The organism is Ruegeria sp. CF4 (genome assembly GCF_056537345.1).
On record NZ_JBQFRJ010000002.1, the window covers coordinates 362810 to 383770 of the forward strand.

19 protein-coding genes are annotated in these 20961 nt (G+C 59.6%); 8 read left to right on the forward strand and 11 right to left on the reverse strand.

Translation table 11 applies throughout. The features are described from left to right. Nucleotides 1–41 precede the first annotated feature (41 nt). Both ACR0NF_RS08525 and cobU read right to left on the reverse strand, forming a co-directional pair. Nucleotides 42–620, reverse strand: coding sequence for a histidine phosphatase family protein (locus ACR0NF_RS08525; RefSeq protein ID WP_480778077.1), 579 nt, complete (start codon nucleotides 618–620; stop codon nucleotides 42–44). Beyond that, nucleotides 617–1138 carry a bifunctional adenosylcobinamide kinase/adenosylcobinamide-phosphate guanylyltransferase gene (gene cobU, locus ACR0NF_RS08530; RefSeq protein ID WP_480470857.1) on the reverse strand — a complete coding sequence of 174 codons (522 nt, stop codon included), beginning with the start codon at nucleotides 1136–1138 and terminating at the stop codon, nucleotides 617–619. The genes ACR0NF_RS08525 and cobU overlap by 4 nt, the downstream gene beginning before the upstream one ends. Nucleotides 1139–1239: 101 nt before the next feature. Between cobU and ACR0NF_RS08535 the strand changes: the two genes are divergently transcribed. From ACR0NF_RS08535 to ACR0NF_RS08555, 5 genes are all read left to right on the forward strand, one after another. Further along, entirely contained in the window at nucleotides 1240–2118 is an 879-nt protein-coding gene (locus ACR0NF_RS08535; RefSeq protein WP_480470856.1) for an RNA polymerase factor sigma-32, read from the forward strand. Continuing rightward, a complete protein-coding gene (locus ACR0NF_RS08540; RefSeq protein WP_480470855.1) occupies nucleotides 2115–2936 on the forward strand; it encodes a ChaN family lipoprotein in 822 nt (273 codons plus the stop codon). Before ACR0NF_RS08535 ends, ACR0NF_RS08540 begins: the two co-directional genes overlap by 4 nt. 62 nt (nucleotides 2937–2998) lie before the next feature. Beyond that, on the forward strand, nucleotides 2999–4195 hold the full coding sequence (gene coaBC, locus ACR0NF_RS08545; RefSeq protein ID WP_480778078.1) for a bifunctional phosphopantothenoylcysteine decarboxylase/phosphopantothenate--cysteine ligase CoaBC: 1197 nt from the start codon (nucleotides 2999–3001) through the stop codon (nucleotides 4193–4195). Nucleotides 4196–4222: 27 nt separating this feature from the next. Continuing rightward, nucleotides 4223–4678 carry a dUTP diphosphatase gene (dut, locus tag ACR0NF_RS08550; protein WP_480471920.1) on the forward strand — a complete coding sequence of 152 codons (456 nt, stop codon included), beginning with the start codon at nucleotides 4223–4225 and terminating at the stop codon, nucleotides 4676–4678. Continuing rightward, the gene (locus ACR0NF_RS08555) at nucleotides 4678–5727 is read left to right on the forward strand and encodes a HesA/MoeB/ThiF family protein (RefSeq protein WP_480667279.1); all 1050 of its coding nucleotides are present in this window, start codon (nucleotides 4678–4680) and stop codon (nucleotides 5725–5727) included. Before dut ends, ACR0NF_RS08555 begins: the two co-directional genes overlap by 1 nt. 83 nt (nucleotides 5728–5810) lie before the next feature. Here the strand turns inward: ACR0NF_RS08555 and ACR0NF_RS08560 are convergent, their stop codons facing one another. Beyond that, entirely contained in the window at nucleotides 5811–7022 is a 1212-nt protein-coding gene (locus tag ACR0NF_RS08560) for a trans-sulfuration enzyme family protein (protein ID WP_480778079.1), read from the reverse strand. A gap of 141 nt (nucleotides 7023–7163) precedes the next feature. Here ACR0NF_RS08560 and ACR0NF_RS08565 point away from each other — a divergent pair, with 141 nt between their 5' ends. After that, on the forward strand, nucleotides 7164–9179 hold the full coding sequence (locus ACR0NF_RS08565; RefSeq protein WP_480778080.1) for a M3 family metallopeptidase: 2016 nt from the start codon (nucleotides 7164–7166) through the stop codon (nucleotides 9177–9179). On the opposite strand, the gene ACR0NF_RS08570 is transcribed toward ACR0NF_RS08565, so the two are convergent. The 6 genes from ACR0NF_RS08570 to ACR0NF_RS08595 are packed head-to-tail and all read right to left on the reverse strand — an operon-like array spanning nucleotide 9176 to nucleotide 15734. Continuing rightward, on the reverse strand, nucleotides 9176–10108 hold the full coding sequence (locus tag ACR0NF_RS08570; RefSeq protein WP_480778081.1) for a 2-hydroxyacid dehydrogenase: 933 nt from the start codon (nucleotides 10106–10108) through the stop codon (nucleotides 9176–9178). The two genes, ACR0NF_RS08565 and ACR0NF_RS08570, sit on opposite strands and share 4 nt — an antisense overlap. 9 nt (nucleotides 10109–10117) lie before the next feature. Next, nucleotides 10118–11257, reverse strand: a complete 1140-nt coding sequence (rodA, locus tag ACR0NF_RS08575) for a rod shape-determining protein RodA (RefSeq protein ID WP_480667283.1) — start codon at nucleotides 11255–11257, stop codon at nucleotides 10118–10120. Continuing rightward, nucleotides 11254–13203 (reverse strand): penicillin-binding protein 2, encoded by a 1950-nt coding sequence (mrdA, locus tag ACR0NF_RS08580; protein ID WP_480667284.1) that lies wholly within the window; start codon nucleotides 13201–13203, stop codon nucleotides 11254–11256. The genes rodA and mrdA overlap by 4 nt, the downstream gene beginning before the upstream one ends. Further along, nucleotides 13200–13736 carry a rod shape-determining protein MreD gene (locus tag ACR0NF_RS08585; RefSeq protein ID WP_480667285.1) on the reverse strand — a complete coding sequence of 179 codons (537 nt, stop codon included), beginning with the start codon at nucleotides 13734–13736 and terminating at the stop codon, nucleotides 13200–13202. The genes mrdA and ACR0NF_RS08585 overlap by 4 nt, the downstream gene beginning before the upstream one ends. Further along, nucleotides 13729–14631, reverse strand: a complete 903-nt coding sequence (gene mreC, locus ACR0NF_RS08590) for a rod shape-determining protein MreC (protein WP_480470846.1) — start codon at nucleotides 14629–14631, stop codon at nucleotides 13729–13731. Before mreC ends, ACR0NF_RS08585 begins: the two co-directional genes overlap by 8 nt. 56 nt (nucleotides 14632–14687) lie before the next feature. After that, nucleotides 14688–15734, reverse strand: coding sequence for a rod shape-determining protein (locus tag ACR0NF_RS08595; RefSeq protein ID WP_480471919.1), 1047 nt, complete (start codon nucleotides 15732–15734; stop codon nucleotides 14688–14690). A 155-nt stretch (nucleotides 15735–15889) separates the two neighbouring features. Here ACR0NF_RS08595 and ACR0NF_RS08600 point away from each other — a divergent pair, with 155 nt between their 5' ends. Next, on the forward strand, nucleotides 15890–16675 hold the full coding sequence (locus ACR0NF_RS08600; protein ID WP_480470845.1) for a 23S rRNA (adenine(2030)-N(6))-methyltransferase RlmJ: 786 nt from the start codon (nucleotides 15890–15892) through the stop codon (nucleotides 16673–16675). A 170-nt stretch (nucleotides 16676–16845) separates the two neighbouring features. Here ACR0NF_RS08600 and ACR0NF_RS08605 read toward each other — a convergent pair whose 3' ends face one another. Next, on the reverse strand, nucleotides 16846–18420 hold the full coding sequence (locus ACR0NF_RS08605; RefSeq protein WP_480659337.1) for a 2-isopropylmalate synthase: 1575 nt from the start codon (nucleotides 18418–18420) through the stop codon (nucleotides 16846–16848). Nucleotides 18421–18695: 275 nt separating this feature from the next. Between ACR0NF_RS08605 and ACR0NF_RS08610 the strand changes: the two genes are divergently transcribed. Then, nucleotides 18696–19361 carry an SDR family NAD(P)-dependent oxidoreductase gene (locus tag ACR0NF_RS08610; protein WP_480778082.1) on the forward strand — a complete coding sequence of 222 codons (666 nt, stop codon included), beginning with the start codon at nucleotides 18696–18698 and terminating at the stop codon, nucleotides 19359–19361. Between the two features lie 6 nt (nucleotides 19362–19367). Here the strand turns inward: ACR0NF_RS08610 and ACR0NF_RS08615 are convergent, their stop codons facing one another. Next, entirely contained in the window at nucleotides 19368–20858 is a 1491-nt protein-coding gene (locus ACR0NF_RS08615) for an MORN repeat-containing protein (protein ID WP_480778083.1), read from the reverse strand. Nucleotides 20859–20961: the final 103 nt, after the last annotated feature.

Genomic DNA, 20961 nt, shown 5'->3' on the forward strand with positions numbered 1-20961 from the left:
TCAGGTGGCGCAGGTAAATCGTTGATTTGTGCGTAAGTCCATCACGGTTGATGATTGATGCGGCCCACGGACCAGCGGTCGCCGTGATGGGTAATCTCGGTGACCGAGAGGTTGTCGATCCTATGGCCAAAGGCCTCTTGCGCGTCGACTTCCAGCGCGCGCTGGACCTGGGTCAGGATCACACCGAAATGGGCCACTACGATTAGATCACGCCCGGTATGGGCCGAAATCAGCGTATCGATGGCTGCATCAACCCGTGTGCGCACCTCGTTCCAGCTTTCACCACTCGGTGGACGCACCTCGCCCGGATTGTCCCAATAAGCAAAGCAAAGTTCGGGGTCTTCGGCTTCGATCTCCTTAAAACCGCGCAGCTCCCAACTGCCAAAGTTGATCTCGCGCAGATCGCGGTGATGCGGCAATCGTTTCCGTGCGCCCTGAATGGCACTGGCGGTGTCGGCCGCGCGCGACAGGTCGGATGAGATCACGATTGCATCAGTCGGAAGATGGGCAGAGAGGCGATCAATCGCTGCCGTATCACTCAGGTCAGCGGGCAGATCGGACCAACCGACCATGGTTTTTGCATGAGTGGGCCCGTGCCGGACCAGATGCAGCCGGGTCACAGGGGCGCACCTTTCAGGACCAGAGGCAACCCGGCGGTTACTTGCACGACCCGATCCGCCTGGGCAGCCAGCGCGATGTTCAGCCGTCCCTGCGCTTCGCGAAAGCGGCGGGACAGGGCGTTGTCGGGGACGATCCCATGGCCGACTTCGTTCGATACGATGACGATCTGCGCTGCGCAGTCTTTCAAGGCGCCAAGCAATTTTGCCTGAACCTGATCAAGATCGGCTTCAGCCAGCAAATGATTTGTTAGCCACATGGTGGCACAATCGATCAGGCAGACCTGATCTTCCGTCAGCTTCGCCAGCTCGGGAGGCAGCTCAAAAGGTGCCTCTATTGTCACCCATTTGCTGCCTCTTTGTGCAATATGTTGCCTAACTTTCTGGCGCATCTCATCATCAAACATTTGTGATGTGGCCAGATAAACCCGGCTTTTCCCTGTGGAAACAGCAAGTTGTTCGGCAAAAAGCGACTTTCCCGAAGCCGCGCCGCCCAACACAAAGGTTAAATTGGGGTGCACTTTTATTACCTTTCTGGTGATCCACCCGGTTTTGTTCTGCGTATCGACCTCAGGTCGGCAAGACAAGCCCGGTCTATAGCCTGTGGTAAAGGGAGAGTTGCATGGCACTGGACAACGCAAACGATTTTTCGATGTCCCGACAGGCAATGAAGGCTGAGTTGCTGGATGCCGAGACCGAATTGAAGCTGGCTTATGCCTGGCGTGATGACCGGGACGAGCAGGCCCTGCATCGTCTGATCACCGCTTATATGCGCCTGGCGATTTCGATGGCGGCCAAGTTCAAACGCTATGGCGCGCCGATGAACGACCTGATCCAAGAGGCCGGGCTGGGCCTCATGAAGGCTGCAGACAAGTTCGATCCGGATCGGGGTGTGCGCTTTTCGACCTATGCGGTCTGGTGGATCAAGGCCAGCATTCAGGACTACGTCATGCGCAACTGGTCCATGGTGCGCACTGGCTCGACCTCATCTCAGAAGTCGTTGTTTTTCAACATGCGCCGGGTGCAGGCACGGTTAGAGCGCGAGGCCGCGACCGAGGGTCTGGATCTGGACCGACACCAGTTGCATCAGATGATCGCTTCTGAAATCGGCGTTCCCCTGCGCGATGTTGAAATGATGGAGGGGCGGCTTGCCGGGTCCGATTTTTCCCTGAATGCGGTTCAGTCGACGGACGAAGACGGGCGCGAGTGGATTGATGCGCTGGAAGATGATCGGGAGCAAGCGGCTGAAACCGTAGAAAACAGTCACGACAGGCAACAGCTGCGCGAATGGTTGGTCACCGCGATGCAGGCGCTAAATGATCGTGAACGTTTCATCGTGCGCGAACGCAAGCTGCGTGAACCGTCGCGGACGCTGGAGAGCCTGGGCAAGGAACTCGGACTGTCAAAGGAACGTGTACGTCAGCTTGAGGCTGCAGCTTTTGTTAAGATGCGCAAGAACCTTGAAGCGCAATCGCGCGAGGTGCAACACTTCTTCGCATGAAACTCTTTGCGATTCTTGTAGCGTTTGTGCTGTTTGCAAGTGCTGGCCAAACGGTCCGCGCTGCAGAATTGATACCTGACGATGTATTGGAAGCCATGCAATCGGCAGATGTCGTTATCTTGGGCGAAATTCACGACAATCCGCGGCATCACCTCGTCCAGACCGAGGCGATCGAAGCTATTGGGCCCTCGGGCGTGGTCTGGGAAATGGTGACGGAAGAGGGCGCTCAGCGTTTGGCGCAGAAGGCGGCGGCCAACCCCGAGGAATTGTCACGGATTCTACGCTGGGCCGAATCCGGATGGCCCCCGCTCAGCATGTATTATCCGGTATTCCAGGCGTCGAATGCTCCGGTTTACGGTGCGATGGTCCCACGAACTGCTGCGCGGGCCGCGATGGAACGGGGCGCAGCCACTGCGCTGGGTGCGGATGCGGCGCGATATGGGCTGACCATTCCGCTCTCACCCGAAGATCAGGCGGCGCGCGAGGCAGATCAGCTTGCGGCTCATTGCGACGCGTTGCCTGCCGAGGCTTTACCGCAGATGGTGGCGATCCAGCGTTTGCGCGATGCCGTTCTGACACGTGCCATCCTGCGTGCCACCGATGAAACCGGTGGCCCGGTTGCCGTGATCACCGGCAATGGCCATGCTCGCAAGGATCGCGGTATCCCCACATTCCTGTCGCGCTTGCGTCCGGGGTTGAAGGTCTTCGTTTTGGGACAGTCCGAGGACGGTCTCATCTCTGGTGAGTTTGATGCGGTGATTGACAGCCCCATTGTCGAGCGTGAAGACCCCTGCAAAGCCTTTGAGACACAGAATTAACTGCTGGAACTGCCCGGCTGCCTTGCCTAATGTCGGGGCCGACCGGGACGGAAGGGCAAGACATGTTGGCAACCAAACGCATTCTGCTGATCATCGGCGGCGGGATCGCGGCCTATAAGTCGCTGGATCTGATCCGACGGCTGCGCGAACGCGGTGCAGCGGTGACACCGGTGCTGACTCGTGCGGCAGAGGAATTCCTGACCCCCTTGTCCGTTTCGGCACTGGCCGGAGAGAAAGCCTATCGCGATCTGTTTGACCTGACCGATGAAGCCGAGATGGGGCACATCCAGCTATCACGTTCTGCTGATCTGATCGTGGTGGCGCCTGCGACTGCTGACCTGATGGGCAAGATGGCCGGGGGGCTGGCCAATGATCTGGCCTCGACGCTGCTGATGGCAACCGACACGCCGGTTCTGTGTGCGCCTGCTATGAACGTGCGGATGTGGGATCACCCAGCGACGCAACGCAATCTGGCGCAACTGCAGGCGGACGGTGTCCGTTTCGTGGGTCCGAATGAGGGCGATATGGCTTGCGGCGAGTACGGCCCGGGCCGCATGTCGGAACCGCTGGAGATCGTGGTTGCGATCGAGGCGCAGCTCGGTGATGGGCCGCTCAGGGGCAAACGCGTGCTGGTAACTTCTGGCCCGACACATGAACCGATTGACCCGGTGCGGTATATTGCGAACCGGTCCTCGGGCGCTCAGGGGACGGCAGTGGCACGGGCGCTGGCGGCGCTCGGGGCAGAGGTGGTTTTTGTCACCGGACCTGCCGAGGTTGCGCCACCCGAAGGGGTTCAGGTCGTGCCGGTCGAGACGGCGCAAGAGATGTCCGATGCGGTCGAGGCCGCTTTGCCCGTGGATGCAGGGGTCTTTGCGGCTGCGGTAGCGGATTGGCGCGTTGCGACGGCCACGGACAAGAAGCTGAAGAAAAGCCGAGACGGTTTGCCTACTTTGGAATTCGCCGAGAATCCGGACATCTTGAAACGTGTAGCGCGGATGAAGGCGGGACGCCCTGCGCTCGTTGTAGGTTTTGCCGCCGAGACGGATAACGTGATTGAGCACGCAATCGCGAAACGTGCGCGCAAAGGCTGCGATTGGATCGTTGCGAATGATGTGAGCGCGGCGACGGGTATCATGGGTGGCTCTGAGAATGCGGTGATTCTGATCTCGGACGAAGGGGCTGAGGAATGGCCGCGCATGGGCAAGGACGCGGTGGCCGAACGATTGGCGCAGAAGATTGCCGCGGTTTTGGCAGGGTAAACTCCGTAGAAAATGAGAGGTTTGGGGATGGTTGCAATTCGTGTGATCCGCGAGGACGGGGCCGATCCCTCGATCCCGTTGCCTTCGTACGAAACTACGGGGGCCGCAGGGGCGGATGTTCGGGCCAATCTACCGGGAAAGGCAACAATTACACTGGACCCCGGTCAACGCGCCTTGGTGCCTACCGGCCTGCGGATCGAGATTCCGCAAGGGTTTGAGGTGCAGGTCCGCCCGCGCTCGGGTTTGGCCCTGAAACACGGCATCACATTGCCGAACACGCCCGGAACCATCGATAGTGACTATCGTGGTCCTCTCGGTGTGATCGTGCTGAACGCAGGTCAGGACCCGTTCGAAATCACCCACGGAGAACGCATCGCCCAGCTTGTCGTCGCTCCAGTGGTGCAAGCCACATTCGAAGCCACCGACACGCTGTCTGAAACCGACCGGGGCGCGGGCGGTTTCGGTTCGACCGGGCGCGGCTGATGCTGCTGGTCCTGATCCTTGCGGCAGGCCTATGGGGGATCGGCTATATCGCGGGTGTGTCCCGTACCGCGCGGATGGCATCTGTCGGCACGCTGCTGATCGGTGTCATCATCGCTCAGCTGGTGTTGCCCGAGGCACATCCGTTGCGTCAGGCAACCGGCGGCTCTGCTGCGATGTGGCTGATCCTTGCTGGCTCTGCGGTGCTGGTTCTGCTTTATGGGCGAGGCGTGAAAGCGTTGCGAAACCGAGCGGAAGCTGCCGAGCCCAAGGAACCTAAAATGCCCTCAGATCAGTTCACCGAGACCGAGCTGGAACGCTATGCCCGCCACATCGTCCTGCGAGAGCTGGGCGGCCCGGGGCAGAAAAAGATGAAACAGTCGCGGGTTCTGGTGATCGGGGCTGGTGGTCTGGGTGCGCCTGCCTTGCAATATCTGGCTGCGGCGGGCGTTGGCACAATTGGTGTGATTGATGATGACGAGGTTGAAAACGCCAATCTTCAGCGGCAAGTGATCCATCGCGATGCGGATATCGGGATGCCCAAGGTATTCTCGGCTCAGGCCGCGATGCAGGCGCAGAACCCGAACGTGACTGTTCTGCCCTATCACCGTCGGCTCACGGAAGAGATCGCTGCAGATCTGTTCACCGACTTCGATCTGATCCTCGACGGCACCGACAATTTCGACACACGCTATCTGGCCAACCGAACCGCAGTCGCGCTGGGCAAGCCACTGATCTCGGGCGCTCTGTCGCAATGGGAAGGTCAGCTGAGCGTCTTCGACCCCGCCAGGACCGGTCCCTGTTACCAATGTATCTTCCCCGAAGCCCCGGCCCCCGGCCTTGCCCCATCTTGCGCCGAGGCGGGCGTGATCGGACCGCTTCCCGGCGCCGTCGGGTCAATGATGGCAGTGGAGGCGATCAAGGTCATTACCGGGGCCGGGCAAGCGCTGCGCGGCGAGATGTTGATCTATGACGCCCTCTATGGCGAAAGCCGCAAAATCAAACTTTCCAAAGCTGCCGATTGTCCGATCTGCGCAGGTGTAGGTGCTTAAAGCAACCGCCGCGTGCCACAGGCACGCGGTCCAACCCCGCCAAGGTGCATCTTTGATGCACGCTGCGGGGGCGGGAGCGTTCCTTAACCCAAAGCGCGATCCAGATCGGCAATCAGATCTTCGGCATCTTCCAGACCAACAGACAGGCGGAAAATCCCGTCGCCCGTATATCTGCGGTAATCTTCCAGTTGATCTCCCTGCAGTTTGAAAGAAGTCTCCATCAGGCCTTCGGTTTCCATCCAGAAAATCAAACTGCGATGGTGTCCCAATGACACTGCGTAATGGATGACCTCCAGGCGTTCGATCATTTGCTGCGCAATGCGCTCTCCGTCAGCAGTACTACCGACCTGGAACGAAATCATGCCTGATGTGTTCGACATTTGCCGTGCAGCCAGCTCTGCCTGCGGGTGCGAAGACAGGCCCGGATAAATCACTTGTGAAACCCGTGGATCCGCTTCAAGCCACTTTGCGACCTCCATGGCACCGGACTGGTGCGCCTTCATACGCAATGGCAGGGTCGACGCGCCTCGGGCAATCAGCCAGGCATTGAACGGAGACAGGATTCCGCCGTGATGGATGCTCGCCTCGGCACGCATCTTGGATATCAGCTCGGCCGATCCGGCGACGGCCCCACCGACGGCATCGCCATGCCCGCCGATATATTTCGTGATCGAATGCATCGTCAGATCGACACCCAATGCGACAGTGTCCATGCCCAGGGGCGAGGCAAAGGTTGCGTCGCAACTGTGCAGCGCACCAGCCTCGCGCGCCAATTGTGAGACGGCCGCCAGATCGGTCAGGCGGTTGATCGGGTTCACCGGGGTCTCCGTATGGATCAGCCGCGTGTTGGGCCGTATCGCGGCTGCGACCGCTTCCAGATCAGACATATTGATCGCCGAAATCTCGATACCCATCCGCGGCAAGGTCTCACGCGCAAGTTCAGCGACGCCAGCGTAAGAGACATCCGAGACGATCAGATGATCGCCAGTCGACAGGAAAGTAAGGAAAATGGCCGATGCTGCCGCCATGCCTGAGGCCGTCGCCAAACAGGCCTCGGTTCCCTGCAGGGCCGCAATCTTGGCCTCCAACCCCGCGACTGTCGGGTTCGCCCAGCGGGAATAGAGATAAGGGCTGTCCGGCGTCAGATCATGCGCAGAGAATCCAGCCAGATCCTCAACAAGGTAGGTCGAGCTCATATGGATCGGGGGGGCCGATGCATTGGTCGCGGTGTCGGGTGGATCGCCCGCATGGATTGCGGTTGTCATGATCCCGGCGGAACGGTTCGATCTGGTCATGTCCTGTCTCCTTTGACAGGGACACTGCGCAGGCGAGATCGCTCGCGCAAGCGGGTTTGCGACAGAATCCGATCTTTCCGATCCGCTGCCTCTGGACCATTGCCCCCGGCCTACCTAGCTTGACCAGCAAAGGAGATCAGAATGACGAACCCGATCCTGTCCGACTGGACAACTCCGTTTGAACTCGCCCCCTTTGCCAAGATCTCGGATGACGATTTTTCCCCTGCTCTGGAAGAGGCACTGAAGGCCCATAACGCGCAGATCGAGGCGATTGCGGCCGACCCTGAAGTCCCAACATTCGCCAATACCATCGAAGCCTTAGAGGCCGCAGGCGAGCAATTGGATAAGGTCCTGTCGGTGTTCTTCACGGTTGCGGGCGCGGACAGCAATCCCAAGCGCGAAGAGCTGCAGCGCGATTTCTCACCGAAACTGGCGGCGCATTTTTCGGGGATTTCATCCAACAAGACTTTGTTTCGGCGCGTGGCTGATCTGTGGGCACGCCGCGATGAGCTGCGTCTGAGTGACGAACAGGCGCGCGTTCTGATGCTGTCGCATCGTGGTTTCGTGCGCGCAGGTGCTGCGCTGGAAGGTGATGCCGATGCGCGCATGCAAGAGATAAAGGCACGGCTTGCCTCGCTGGGCACGTCCTTTACCCAGAACTTATTGGCGGACGAGCGCGATTGGTTCATGGAGCTGACCGAGGATGATCTGCAGGGCCTGCCTGAATTTGCGGTCAATGCCGCACGCGCTGCAGGGCAGGAGAAGGGCGTGGACGGCCCTGTAGTTACGCTCTCGCGGTCGATCATTGTGCCGTTCCTGCAATTCTCGCCGCGCCGGGACTTGCGCGAAAAAGCCTACCGCGCTTGGACTGCGCGCGGCGCGAATGGTGGCGACACTGACAACCGGGAAATTGCGGCGGAAATTCTGCGCTTGCGTGAAGAACGCGCCAAGCTCCTAGGCTATGACAGCTTCGCCGAGTACAAGCTGGAAACCGAGATGGCCCGCACGCCGGACCGTGTGCGTGAGCTGTTGATGGACGTATGGGAGCCCGCCAAAACCCGCGCAGACGCGGATGCTGAAGTGTTGACTGCAATGATGCAAGAGGATGGCGTCAATGGCCCGCTGGCGGCTTGGGACTGGCGCTACTACGCTGAGAAACGCCGCAAGGCCGAACATGATCTGGATGAGGCAGCGCTGAAGCCCTACCTGCAGCTGGACCGGATGATCGAGGCGTCTTTTGCCTGCGCCAATCGCCTGTTCGGACTGGAATTTACACCGCTGGATGTGCCGCTCTACCACCCTGATTGCCGTGCATGGGAGGTGACCCGCGACGGGCAGCGCATCGCGGTGTTCATCGGGGATTATTTCGCGCGCGGATCAAAACGCTCGGGTGCATGGTGCAGCGCGATGCGAGGGCAGGCGAAATTCCCGAAAGTGCAGGCCCCGGTCGTGATCAATGTCTGCAACTTCGCCAAAGGTGACCCGGCGCTGTTGTCCTATGACGATGCGCGCACGCTGTTTCATGAATTCGGTCACGCGCTGCATCAGATGCTGTCCAATGTGACTTACGAAAGCATCTCGGGCACCTCCGTTGCGCGTGATTTTGTTGAACTGCCCAGCCAGCTTTATGAACATTGGCTGGAAGTGCCCGAGGTTCTGGCCGAATTCGCCACCCATGCCGAGACGGGCGCACCGATGCCGCAAGAGATGCTGGAAAAGGTGCTGAAGGCGGCCAATTTCGATCAAGGATTCCAGACGGTCGAGTATGTGGCCTCGGCTCTGGTCGATCTGGCATTCCATGACGGCGCTGCACCCGCTGATCCGATGGCGAAACAGGCCGAGGTTCTGGCCGATATTGGCATGCCATCCGCCATAGGAATGCGCCACGCCACCCCGCATTTCGCCCATGTGTTTGCAGGCGACGGATACAGCTCGGGCTACTACAGCTATATGTGGTCCGAGGTTATGGATGCCGATGCTTTTGCGGCGTTCGAAGAAGCAGGCGGCGCATTTGACCCAGAACGCGCCAAGGCGCTGGAGGACAATATCCTCTCAACCGGTGGTTCGCGTGAAGCGGAGGAGTTGTACCTGGCATTCCGCGGGCGTCTGCCGGGGGTCGAGGCCTTGCTGAAGGGTCGCGGGCTGATCGCGGCCTAATACCCCAGTTCGCGGTCAACGAGGTGGAGAAAGGGCTCGCCCGCTTCACCTCGGCGAATGTTCTCGCAGATCACCTGAGCGGCGGTCACCGGTCGGGTCTCAGATGCAATATGGGGCGTCACCGTCACATTCGGATGCGCCCAATAGGGATGCTCGGTCGGCAGCGGTTCGATGCGGAAGACGTCTAGCGTGGCATGTCCGACCTGCTCTGAATTCAGTGCGGTCAGCAGGGCGTCATCATCGATCAGAGGTCCGCGGCCCGGGTTGATGATCTTGGCCCCTTTTGGCAATAGGGCAAGCGATTCTGCGTTCAGCGTGTTTTCGGTCGCCGGCGTGTCTGGCAGTAGCAGAACCACGATCTCGGCCTGAGACAGGGCATCACGCAGGCCGTCCGCCTCGTGCAGGCAGGTCACTCCGAGAATGTCCTTTGCGGTCCGGCTCCAGCCGATGACGTGAAAGCCCAAATCCGCCAGCGCCCGCGCCGCAGCCGCGCCCAGCTCACCCAAACCCAAAACGACCACGGTGCGTTGGGATGACAAAGGCGGTGCATCCGGTTCCCATGTTGCATCCTGTTGGGTGATGTGGCGGTCCATGCCGAGGTGATAGCGCAGCACATGGCCCACCACCCATTCCGTCATGCCCTGTTTCAGCCCGCTGTCCACCATGCGCGTCAGCGGTACGGCCAGGGTCTCATTGCCCGATATGCTTTCTACCCCGGCCCAAAGACTGAACACCGCCTTGAGGCGGGTGAACGGGGTGAAATCCCGCAGCCCCCCGTTCGGGGCATAGACCACATAATCGACCTGATCTGCGGGGATGTCTGTGGCCAGATGAAAATCCAACCCAGCCTCGGTTAGACCCTTGCGCAGCAGCGGTTCATATTCCGGCCACAACCCGGGGCGGGCGGAAAACAGGACGTTAACGGGCATTGGTACCTCTTAGCGGGGACGATGGATATGGGCGCTTTGCACGATGCCGAAGGCGGCCATCAGCACCAGCATGGCCGAGCCGCCATAGCTGACCATCGGCAATGGCACACCGACAACCGGGGCAAGCCCCATGACCATCGACATGTTAACGGCAAAGAACAGGAAGAAGTTCAGCGCAATGCCCAGCGTCACCAGGGACGAGAACCGATCTTTGGTTGCCAGAGCCGTGACCATGCAGAAGATCAGGATCATGGCATAGAGGATCAGCAGGGTGATACCGCCGACGAAGCCAAACTCTTCGGCCAATGTGGTGAAGATGAAATCGGTGTGTTTCTCGGGCAGGAAGTTCAGCCGTGATTGCGTGCCCTGCATGAACCCGCGCCCGTTCCAGCCGCCCGAGCCTAAAGCGATCTTGGATTGGGTGATGTGATATCCAGCCCCCAACGGATCGGTTGAAGGGTCCAGAAAGGTATCAATCCGGCGGAACTGGTAATCTTTGAGCAATTGCCATTCTGTTCCGCGACTATTGAAAACGGTGGCGATCAGGCCGACCCCTGCCGCAATTACGGCGGCGAAATAGGCCCAGTGGACACCGGCGAGGAACATCAAACCTCCGCCTGCCGCCAGCAGCAGGATCGAAGTGCCGAGGTCTGGCTGACGTAGGACCATAAAGGTCGGGATCAGGATCAGAATGACTGGGATGATCACCCAGAGTGGTCGCGATGTTTTATGGGCAGGCAACCAGTCGTAATAGGCAGCCAGCACCATCACCAGCGCCACTTTCATCACCTCAGAGGGTTGGAGTCGCATGAAGCCGAGGTCAATCCAACGCTGCGCACCCATGCCGATCGTTCCAAACAGCTCCACCACGATGAGCAAGCCGATTGAGCCCAGATAGGCCACGACCGACATATTTCGCCAAAACCAGATCGGCACAAGCGCAATGATGAACATGACCGTTAGGCCCAGACCGAACCGTTCTATCTGCGGTTCAGCCCATGGTGTCCATGACCCACCGGCTACCGAATAGAGCATCAGGAAACCTGCGCTCGCCACGCTGATCAGCAGCAGGGTCAGCGGCCAGTTCATATAGAAGAACTTGCGGAACCCGGAGGGCGTGGATTTGACGGCGTATTCGAGATAGCTCATGCGCGGTCCTTCACGTCAGGACGCGCTTTGGGGCGGCGATCCCCCTCAAGCTGTTTTTGTTGTTCCTTGATGCGCTCACGATCACCGGTCGGATACGCCTCAAGCGGGGGCGTTCCATCGTAAAGCGCTTGCAGCATGATGTCGCGCGCCACTGGGGCCGCGGCCTTTGAGCCGCCGCCGCCATGTTCAACCACAACAGCGACTGCGTATTTAGGATTGTCGTAGGGTGCGAAGCTAACAAACAGTGCGTGGTCGCGGCGCTCCCATGGAAGATCCTCGTTGCGGATCACGCCGGCGGCGCGTTCGGCCTTTGTGATGTTGCGCACCTGACTGGTACCCGTCTTGCCTGCCATACGGAACTCGTCCGCGATGATACGGCTGCGATAGGCCGTGCCGCGCCGGTCATTCGAGACCGAGAACATGGCTTTGCGCACCTGTTCCAGATTGTTTCGGTTCACCGCCAGAGGTTCGCCCGCTCCCGAGGGCTGTTCTACCCCGTTGATCGAGCGAACAAGGCGCGGTGTCACCGCTCGTCCGGTCGCCAGCCGTGCCGTCATCACCGCCAACTGCAGCGGTGAAGCCAGCATGAAGCCCTGACCGATCGAGGCGTTCGCCGTGTCACCAATCAGCCATTCCTGCCCGTGCACCCGCTCTTTCCAATCCTGGTTGGGGGTTAGGCCAGCCGCCACGGCGGACATCGGAATATCGTGCTTGACCCCCAGTCCAAAGGTGCGCGCCATCTCGGATATCTTGTCGATGCCAACCCGCAGGGCGACATCATAGTAGTAGACATCGCAGCTGCGCTTCAGCGACAGTTCCAGATCAACAGTTCCATGCCCGCCGCGTTTCCAGCAGTGGAATCGGCGGCTACCGACCTTCAGATGACCGGGGCAGTATACTGTGTTCGACGGGCCGATCACTCCGGCTTCAAGCGCAGCCAGCGCGGTGATCATTTTGAAGGTCGAACCGGGCGGATAGGTGCCCTGCACCGTCTTGTTGGCCAGCGGGCGGTACTTGTCATTGGTTAGCGTGCGGTAATCAGCAACTGAAATACCGCGAACAAACAGGTTTGGATCGAAGCTTGGGGCCGAACTGATGGCGCGGATATCGCCGGTTTCGCAGTCGATCACAACGGCGGCAGCACTTTCTCCGGCCAGGCGGGCTTGCGCGTATTGCTGAAGATCGGCGTCGACCGAGAGTTGCAGATCCGCCCCGGCAGTGCCTTCCTGCCGGTCGAGTTCACGCATCACGCGGCCCGTCGCGTTAACCTCGACCCGCTTGGCACCGGCTTTGCCGCGCAACGCGATTTCCTGTTTGGATTCAAGACCGACTTTTCCGATCTGGAACCGAGGGATGCGCAGCACCGGTTCGGGGTCGTCGATCTGGCTGAGATCATAATCGCTGACCGGGCCAACATAGCCCACCACATGGGCAAAATCCTCGTACCGAGGGTACTGACGCGTCGATCCCACCTCGGGCGTGACACCGGGCAGGGCAGGGGCGTTGACGGCGACTTTCGAAATATCTTCCCATGTGACCTGATCGGCGAGCGTGACCGGCAGGAATGGAGCAGAGCGGCGCATCTCGGCTTTCGCGCGCTCAATCTCGTCTTGGGTGAGGGGGATCAGTTCAGATAGCTTGGTAATGACCTTGTCGATATCGCCTGCATCTTCGCGCACCATCACGATGCGATAAGATGGCGAATTCTGACCGATGATCTGCCCGTTGCGATCATAGATCCGCCCGCGTGTCGGGGGGATCAGACGGATGTTGATGCGGTTTTCCTCGGCCAGCAGACGGTATTCATCGGCCTGATCTACCTGCATAAACCGCATGCGGGCCGCCAGCCCGCCAATGAACGCGGCCTGCAACCCGCCTAAAACCAGCGCCCGGCGGGGCAGCCGCTTATAGGCGAGGCCTTGTGATTTCGGTTTGCGCTGCTTCATGCCCGTGCCCCCGGGGCTGTGCTGTCAGTGACAGACTTGCGACGCACGCCAAACGCGCTCTGACTGAGCAGGGCGATCACAGGATAAGCCGCAATTGTCAGAACAACTTGTATCACCACCGGTCCCAGCGTTGCCTGTTGCACAGACAGAATAGCAAGAATGACGCGGTTGAGCACAAAAACTGCCGTGATCACCGCGCCTACGTTGGTCCATTCGCTGACGAACCCGCCATCCCGCATCCCCGGCGCAGCATTGCGCAGATAGGCTGCACCCAAAACGACCAGCGCAGCCATCAGCCCCGGAGGACGTTGTAGCAGTAGATCAGCCATCAGCATCACGAACGCAATCGCAAGGATCGGCACATACTCCGGGCGGCGCAGCACCCATGCAAAAGTCAGTGCAATCAGGATATCCGGAAAGGGCCATCGATCCGGCTTGCTGTCGAGCGGCAGCAGGTGCAGGAACATCACCAGCACCGCAAGCGCGATATAAAGCCCGCGTTTCAGCCAGAGATGTGAGGTTGGCCTATCCATCGGTAACCTCTTGCGGAGTGAGTGCAGCCGCAGGTTGCCGGGGTCCGACGATGCCGCCGGGGTCTTGAATGGGTTGGGCGGATTGGAAGCGCAGGACGCGCAGGAACTCGAGCCGTTCAAAATCGGCTGAAAGCCGCACGCGCAACCTGCCGCCCGGATCGACGGCAATCTGACCGATCAGCAATCCACCTGGAAACACGCCGCCATCTCCGGATGTCACAACGCGATCTCCGGGGCGGACGAACTCGCGATTCTCGAGGAACTCAACCAGCGGCGATGCGCTGTTGTCACCTGCGATCAGCGCGGTTTGACCCGAGGGCTGAATGGTTGCCGGTATCGCGCTGGATGCATCCGTCAGCAGGATCACCCGCGCCGTATCCGGCCCAACCCCCGAGATACGTCCGACCACGCCGATCCCGTCCATCGTGGCCCAGCCATCGACGATCCCATCACGCTCGCCCACATTCAGCAGCACGGATTGCCGGAAAGGTGAGCCACTATCGGCCATCACCACGCCGGTCACATATGTAAGCCGGGGATCAAGCCGCACATTGTTCAGGTCCAACAGGCGCGCGTTCTCCTGCTCCAGCTGCAGCGCGGCCTCTTTCCAGGCGCGCATCAGGCGCAGCTCGCTACGCAGCTCCTGATTTTGTTCGCTCAGGCGCTGATAGCTTTGGAAGTCCCGCACAAGATTGACGGCACCAGTGACCGGCACCATCGCCCATTCCATCGAAGGGACAACCGTATCCACCACCTGCGCCCTGAACCGCTCGACACGCGGGCTATCGATGCGCCAGACCAGAAAGATCGCCAGCAAGCACAGAACCACGATCCCCAGCAGCAGGCGGCGCAAGGGGGTTGTGTATTCATCGCGCTGTGATCGGTCCTTTGCCACAGGTTACCTTCCCGTGCTGCTCGTGCCCGAGGTCTTACCCTATCAGGGTGCGCGCCTTAGCTGTCGTAGTCAATCGCGTGGCGCAGTTGTTTTTCGTATTCCAAAGCCTTGCCGGTGCCCAAAGCCACACAATTCAGGCTTTCATCGGCGATCGACACGGCCAGACCTGTCTGTTCGCGCAATGCAAGGTCCAGATCGCCCAGCAGAGCACCACCACCAGTCAGCATCACACCCCGGTCGACAATGTCGGCTGCCAGATCGGGCGGAGTGGTTTCCAGTGCGGTCATCACGGCCTCGCAGATCTGCTGGACGGGTTCCGACAGCGCCTCGGCCACCTGTGCCTGGCTGATCTCGATTTCCTTGGGTACACCGTTCAGCAGGTCGCGACCGCGGATATGCATCGACTGGCCGCGGCCGTCGTCGGGCATGCGGGCGGTGCCGATGGTGGTCTTGATGCGTTCGGCAGTGGATTCACCGACCAACAAGTTTTGCTGACGACGCAGGTACGAGATGATGGCCTCGTCCATACGGTCTCCACCGACGCGAACCGAGCGCGCGTACACGATGTCGCCCAGCGACAGAACGGCCACCTCGGTGGTGCCGCCGCCGATATCGACAACCATGTTGCCGGTTGGGTCGGTGATCGGCATCCCGGCACCAATCGCGGCCGCAATCGGCTCGGCAATCAGGCCCGCGCGCCGCGCGCCAGCAGAGAGAACCGACTGGCGGATTGCACGCTTTTCGACCGGTGTCGCGCCATGCGGGACACAGACGATGATTTTGGGCTTCGAGAATGTCGAGCGCTTGTGCACCTTGCGGATGAAATGCTTGATCATCTCCTCGGCGGTGTCGAAGTCGGCAATGACACCTTCGCGCATGGGGCGGATGGCCTCAATAGAGCCGGGGGTCCGGCCCAGCATCAGCTTGGCATCTTCACCGACGGCCAGAACCTTTTTCACTCCATCCTTGACGTGATAGGCCACGACGGATGGTTCAGACAGGATCACGCCACGCCCTTTGACATAAACCAGCGTATTCGCCGTCCCGAGGTCAATTGCCATGTCTGCTGAGAACAGGCCGCCCAGATTGCCAAAGATGCCCATATTTTCACTGATCCCATTTGTCAGAATTTCCACTGCCCGCGACTCGACGGTTCCGGGACGGATGCCTTATAGGGTGCCAACTCGCCCGGTTAAAGGGCTGATTCCGCGACAATCAGCACCTTTCCGCCTTATTGATAGGGACTTTAGAAGGCAAAATGCTCTCATATCAACACATTTACCACGCTGGAAATCTGGCTGATGTGCAAAAGCACGCATTATTGGCATGGACGCTGCGTTATCTGACGCAAAAGGACAAGCCGATCAGCTATGTCGAGACGCATTCCGGTCGCGGTCTTTATCATCTTGATGCGGCCGAAGCTGTCCGAACAGGCGAAGCTGTCGCCGGGATCGCGCGCGCGCAACAGGAGGGGTGGTTTAGTGCAGAACATCCGATGACCCGCGTGCTGAAGGCGGTGCAGTCCCGTCATGGCGCTGCGGCCTACCCGGGATCACCATTGATTGCGGCCAATCTTTTGCGGGAACAGGATAGTCTGCATTTCGCCGAGCTACATCCGGAGGAGTACGCGGCGCTGTCACTGGCGCTGTCGCCCTACGGGGCAAAGGTTTATCGGCAGGACGGTTTCGAATTGGCCCAGTCCTTGCTGCCTCCGGTGCCAAGACGTGGAATGATGCTGATCGACCCCAGCTATGAAGTGAAGGCGGATTACGAGCGGTTGCCGGGGTTGATCGCCAAGCTGCACCGCAAATGGAATGTCGGAGTGATCGCGCTTTGGTACCCGATCCTGACGGATGCACGCCACAAACCCATGGTTTCGGCATTGGGTGCCGCGGGCTATCCCAAGTCGATTTGCCACGAGGTGAATTTCCCGCCGGTGCGCGAAGGGCATCGAATGGTTGGGTCGGGTATGTTCATGCTGAATGCGCCTTTTGGCATCGAAGATGAGATCGATCGCCTCTCGGACCTGTTCGCAAAACTCTGAGAAGCTGGATGATAAGAGTACGGAATTGCTCCCGCCTCGTTTGCCAGCATCAAAGATGCCGTCAAACGAGTTGGGCCCGGCAGCGCGCCGCAGGCGCGCTGCCGGGCCCAAAGCCGCAAGGGGGTTCGGCGTAGCCGGGCACCCGCGGATGCGGGAGCCCTCCCCTTTGATCAGGTCAGGTCTTTGTAGCTGATCTCGCGCGTATCGGCACCCGGGCCAGCCTTTTCGCGACGCATGATCAGACGGTTCAGGGCATGGATATAGGCTTTGGCCGAGGCCACAACGGTATCCGTATTCGCAGATTGACCGGTGGCGATCATGCCGTCCTCTTCCAGACGCACGGACACAGTGGCCTGCGCGTCGGTGCCTTCGGTCACTGCATGAACCTGATAAAGCTGCAGATGGGCCTTGTTCGGGTAGATCGCACGGACCGCCTTGAAGGTCGCGTCCACAGGACCGTCACCGTGTTCCGTCGCGATGATATCTTTGCCATCGACCTCCAGTTCCACGGTCGATTCTGCCTGACCACCGGTGCCGCAGGTGACCTTCATCGAGACGAGCTGCAGGTGATCGTTGGCCTCATCATCGTCCAGCGTCATCAGCGCTATGAGGTCATCATCAAAGACCTCTTTCTTGCGATCGGCCAGATCCTTGAACCGCACGAAGATATCCTTCAGCTGGTTGTCCCCAACCTCATAGCCCAACGTTTCAAGCTTGTCGCGCAGCGCAGCGCGACCTGAGTGCTTGCCCAGCGGCAATGAGGTGCCGGAGAGGCCGATATCCTCTGGCCGCATGATCTCGAAATTCTCGCGGTTCTTCAGCATCCCGTCCTGATGGATACCACTTTCATGGGCAAAGGCGTTCTTGCCGACGATGGCCTTGTTGAACTGCACCGGAAAGCCCGCCACAGTCGCCACCCGGCGCGAGATATGCATGATCTTGGTGGTGTCGATACCGGTATTCCATGGCATGATGTCGTTGCGGGTGCGCAGCGCCATCACCACCTCTTCCAGCGCCGTGTTGCCTGCGCGCTCGCCCAATCCGTTGATGGTGCATTCGATCTGGCGTGCGCCACCCGCGACAGCGGCCAGTGAGTTCGCGGTCGCCATGCCAAGGTCGTTGTGGCAATGGGTGGCAAACACCACTTCATCCGCGCCGGGCACGGTTTCGATCAGGCGCTTGATCAGGTCCGCGCTTTCGACCGGAGCGGTGTAACCCACGGTGTCCGGGATGTTGATGGTGGTTGCGCCCGCCTTGATCGCGATTTCGATCACGCGGCAGAGGTAGTCCCACTCGGTCCGAGTCGCATCCATCGGCGACCACTGCACGTTTTCACACAGATTACGGGCGTGGCTGACTGTTTCGTGGATTTTCTCGGCCATCTCGTCCTGAGTCAGGTTTGGAATGGCGCGGTGCAGCGGGGACGTACCGATGAAGGTGTGAATACGGTTTTTTTCAGCGTGTTTCACCGCCTCCCAGCATCGATCGATATCGGCGAAATTGGCGCGGGCCAGACCGCAGATGCGGCTGTTTTTCGAACGCTGCGCGATCTCGGACACGGCCTTGAAGTCACCTTCGGAGGCGATGGGGAAGCCAGCCTCGATAATGTCGACACCCATCTCGTCCAGCAGTTCGGCAATCTCAAGCTTTTCGTCATGGGTCATGGTTGCGCCGGGGCTCTGCTCGCCGTCGCGCAAAGTGGTATCGAAGATCACGACGCGGTTTTGGTCGGTCACGTTAGTCATGGGAATCTCTTTCTTCTTCTGTCCTAAAGCCTATGGCGCGCGGGCGTCCTCCTCTGAGCGGGCGCGCCGGATGGCACGCTCAGAGGCGGATTAGGATCAGTAGGCCACGCAGCGACGCACCGCGAAAGGCGGTGTCGGCAACAAGGATATCTGCGCGGTTGATCATGGGGTTGAGCTTATACAGCGCGGGGCGCGATTGAAAAGAAGGAAATTCAGTTGCGGTGAAATTTGGATGCACAGTTGATGGGGCGGGTTTTCCACCTAGCTCGTGCAGCATGAAAAACGCATTGATAATCGGCGCATCCGGCGGAATTGGTCGCGCCCTGAGTACATGCCTGCAGTCGCAGGGTCGGGCTGTGACCCATCTGTCGCGATCCGGGGATGGGTTTGATCTGACCCAACCCAAAGTGGTGGACCAGATGTTGTCCGACCTTACCGGCCCATTCGACGTGATCCTGGTTGCATCCGGCGCATTGGAGATCAATAAAACGCCGCCTGAGAAATCTATTCGGGCAGTCACAGCACAGGCGATGATGGATCAGTTTGCCCTCAATGCGGTGGGTCCGGCGCTGGTTCTGCGCCATGCGCCTCGTCTGCTGCCGCGAGATCGCCGGGCGACGATTGCCGTACTGTCTGCGCGCGTCGGGTCCATCGGCGACAATCGGCTGGGTGGCTGGGTCAGCTATCGCGCGTCCAAGGCGGCGGTGAATCAAATCGTTCATACGGCAGCGATTGAACTCGCACGGACGCATAAGCTGGCCATGTGCGTCGCGTTGCATCCAGGGACGGTCAAGACCGCCTTTACCGAGAAGTACCTGGGCCGCCATCCCGCCGTTGAACCCAGTGAAGCCGCAGCCAATTTGCTTTCCGTTATCGACGGTCTGACACCGGCCGAAACGGGAGGGTTCTATGATTGGGCTGGGAAACCCGTGCCCTGGTAGGCGGTATCAGCCGTCATTTGCGTCCGTGTTGGTCGGATCCGATTCAGGTTCTGACGCTTCGGCGTCGGTCGCTGAGGTCGCCGGCTCAGGTGGCGTTTCAGCTTCGCTTGCCAGCGTGTCATTGTCCCAGACACCGGTTTCAACCTCACCACCGGCATAGCGCATGGTGCCGTCGCCATGGCGTTTGTTGTCGAGGAAATTGCCTTCATAGATATCGCCGGTCTCGTAGGTGGCCGCGCCAAAGCCGTTGATCTTACCATCGACCCAAGCGCCGGTATAGCTGAACCCGCCGGGTCGGGTGAGTGTGCCCTGACCCTGACGTTTACCATCCTCGAAATCACCTTCATAGGCGGTGCCATCCGGGAATGTAGCCTTACCCTTGCCATGCCGAACTCCGTCAATCCATTCGCCGTCGTATTGATAACCATTGGCAAAAGTCAGCACGCCTTTGCCGTGGCTCCGGGCATTCCTGAACTGTCCCTTGTAAACGGTGCCGTTGGGGTAGCTCGCGGTTCCAGAACCTTCGAAAATACCCGCCACCCAATCGCCATCATAGACGGTGCCGTTCGGGTATGTCGTACGGCCTTTGCCGTGCGGAAGGTCATCCTGAAAATCGCCTACATAGACCGAACCATCCGCATAAGTCACTTCGCCCAGGCCCTGAATCTGACCGTTTTGCCACTCGCCGCTATATCGAAAACCGTCGGTACCGGTGAAGGTTCCCTGCCCATTGCGCATATCATCGGCGAAATTGCCCTCATAGACGGCGCCATTGGCATGTGTGACCTTGCCTTCGCCCTGCCGTCGTCCATCGGCCAGAGTGCCCTCATAGACATCGCCGTTGGCATAAACCAGACGCCCGGTGCCAGTCATCGTATCCTCGACCCAGTCGCCGGAATAGGTGAAGCCGTCGGCCATGTTCTGCGCGCCCGTTCCGTGGCGTTGTCCGTTTTTGATGCCGCCTTCATATGTGCTGCCATCGGAATAGGTGATCTTGGCCGTGCCCTCTTTCCGACCCTCAATCCAGTCACCGTCATAAACATATCCGTCCGGGCCGGTCAGCACGCCTTTGCCGTGGCGCTTGGCATCCTCAAAGGCACCTACATAGCGCATGCCGTTGGTGTATTCTGCGATACCCGCTCCATTGATCGCGCCCTCGGACCAGTCGCCTTCATAAGTGCGTCCATCGGCATAGATGATCTTACCGCGTCCCTCGGGCCGGCCTTTCGAAAAATTTCCTTCATAGACAGCGCCATTGGCGTATCGTGCGATTCCCTGGCCCTGAATCTCACCTTCGACCCATTCTCCGGAATATTCGAACCCGTTGGGCAGGCGATAGGTTCCCGTCCCGTGACGCAAGCCGTTTTCAAACGTGCCTTCATACACGCCACCCACATCGTCATCCGCAATAACGACCTGGCCGTCTTGCTGGGCGATGGTCGCCTGCGCCAACAAGGCAAGCGTTGCTGCGGCAATTGAGATGCGGATCGCGTTCATGGTCGTACCTGCCTGCGGGGTAGATTGAATGTGGTTCTGGCGCAAAACTAGGATACCGCTAAAGGCAGAGCAACGGCTTTTGCCGCATTTGCCTTTTACTTGC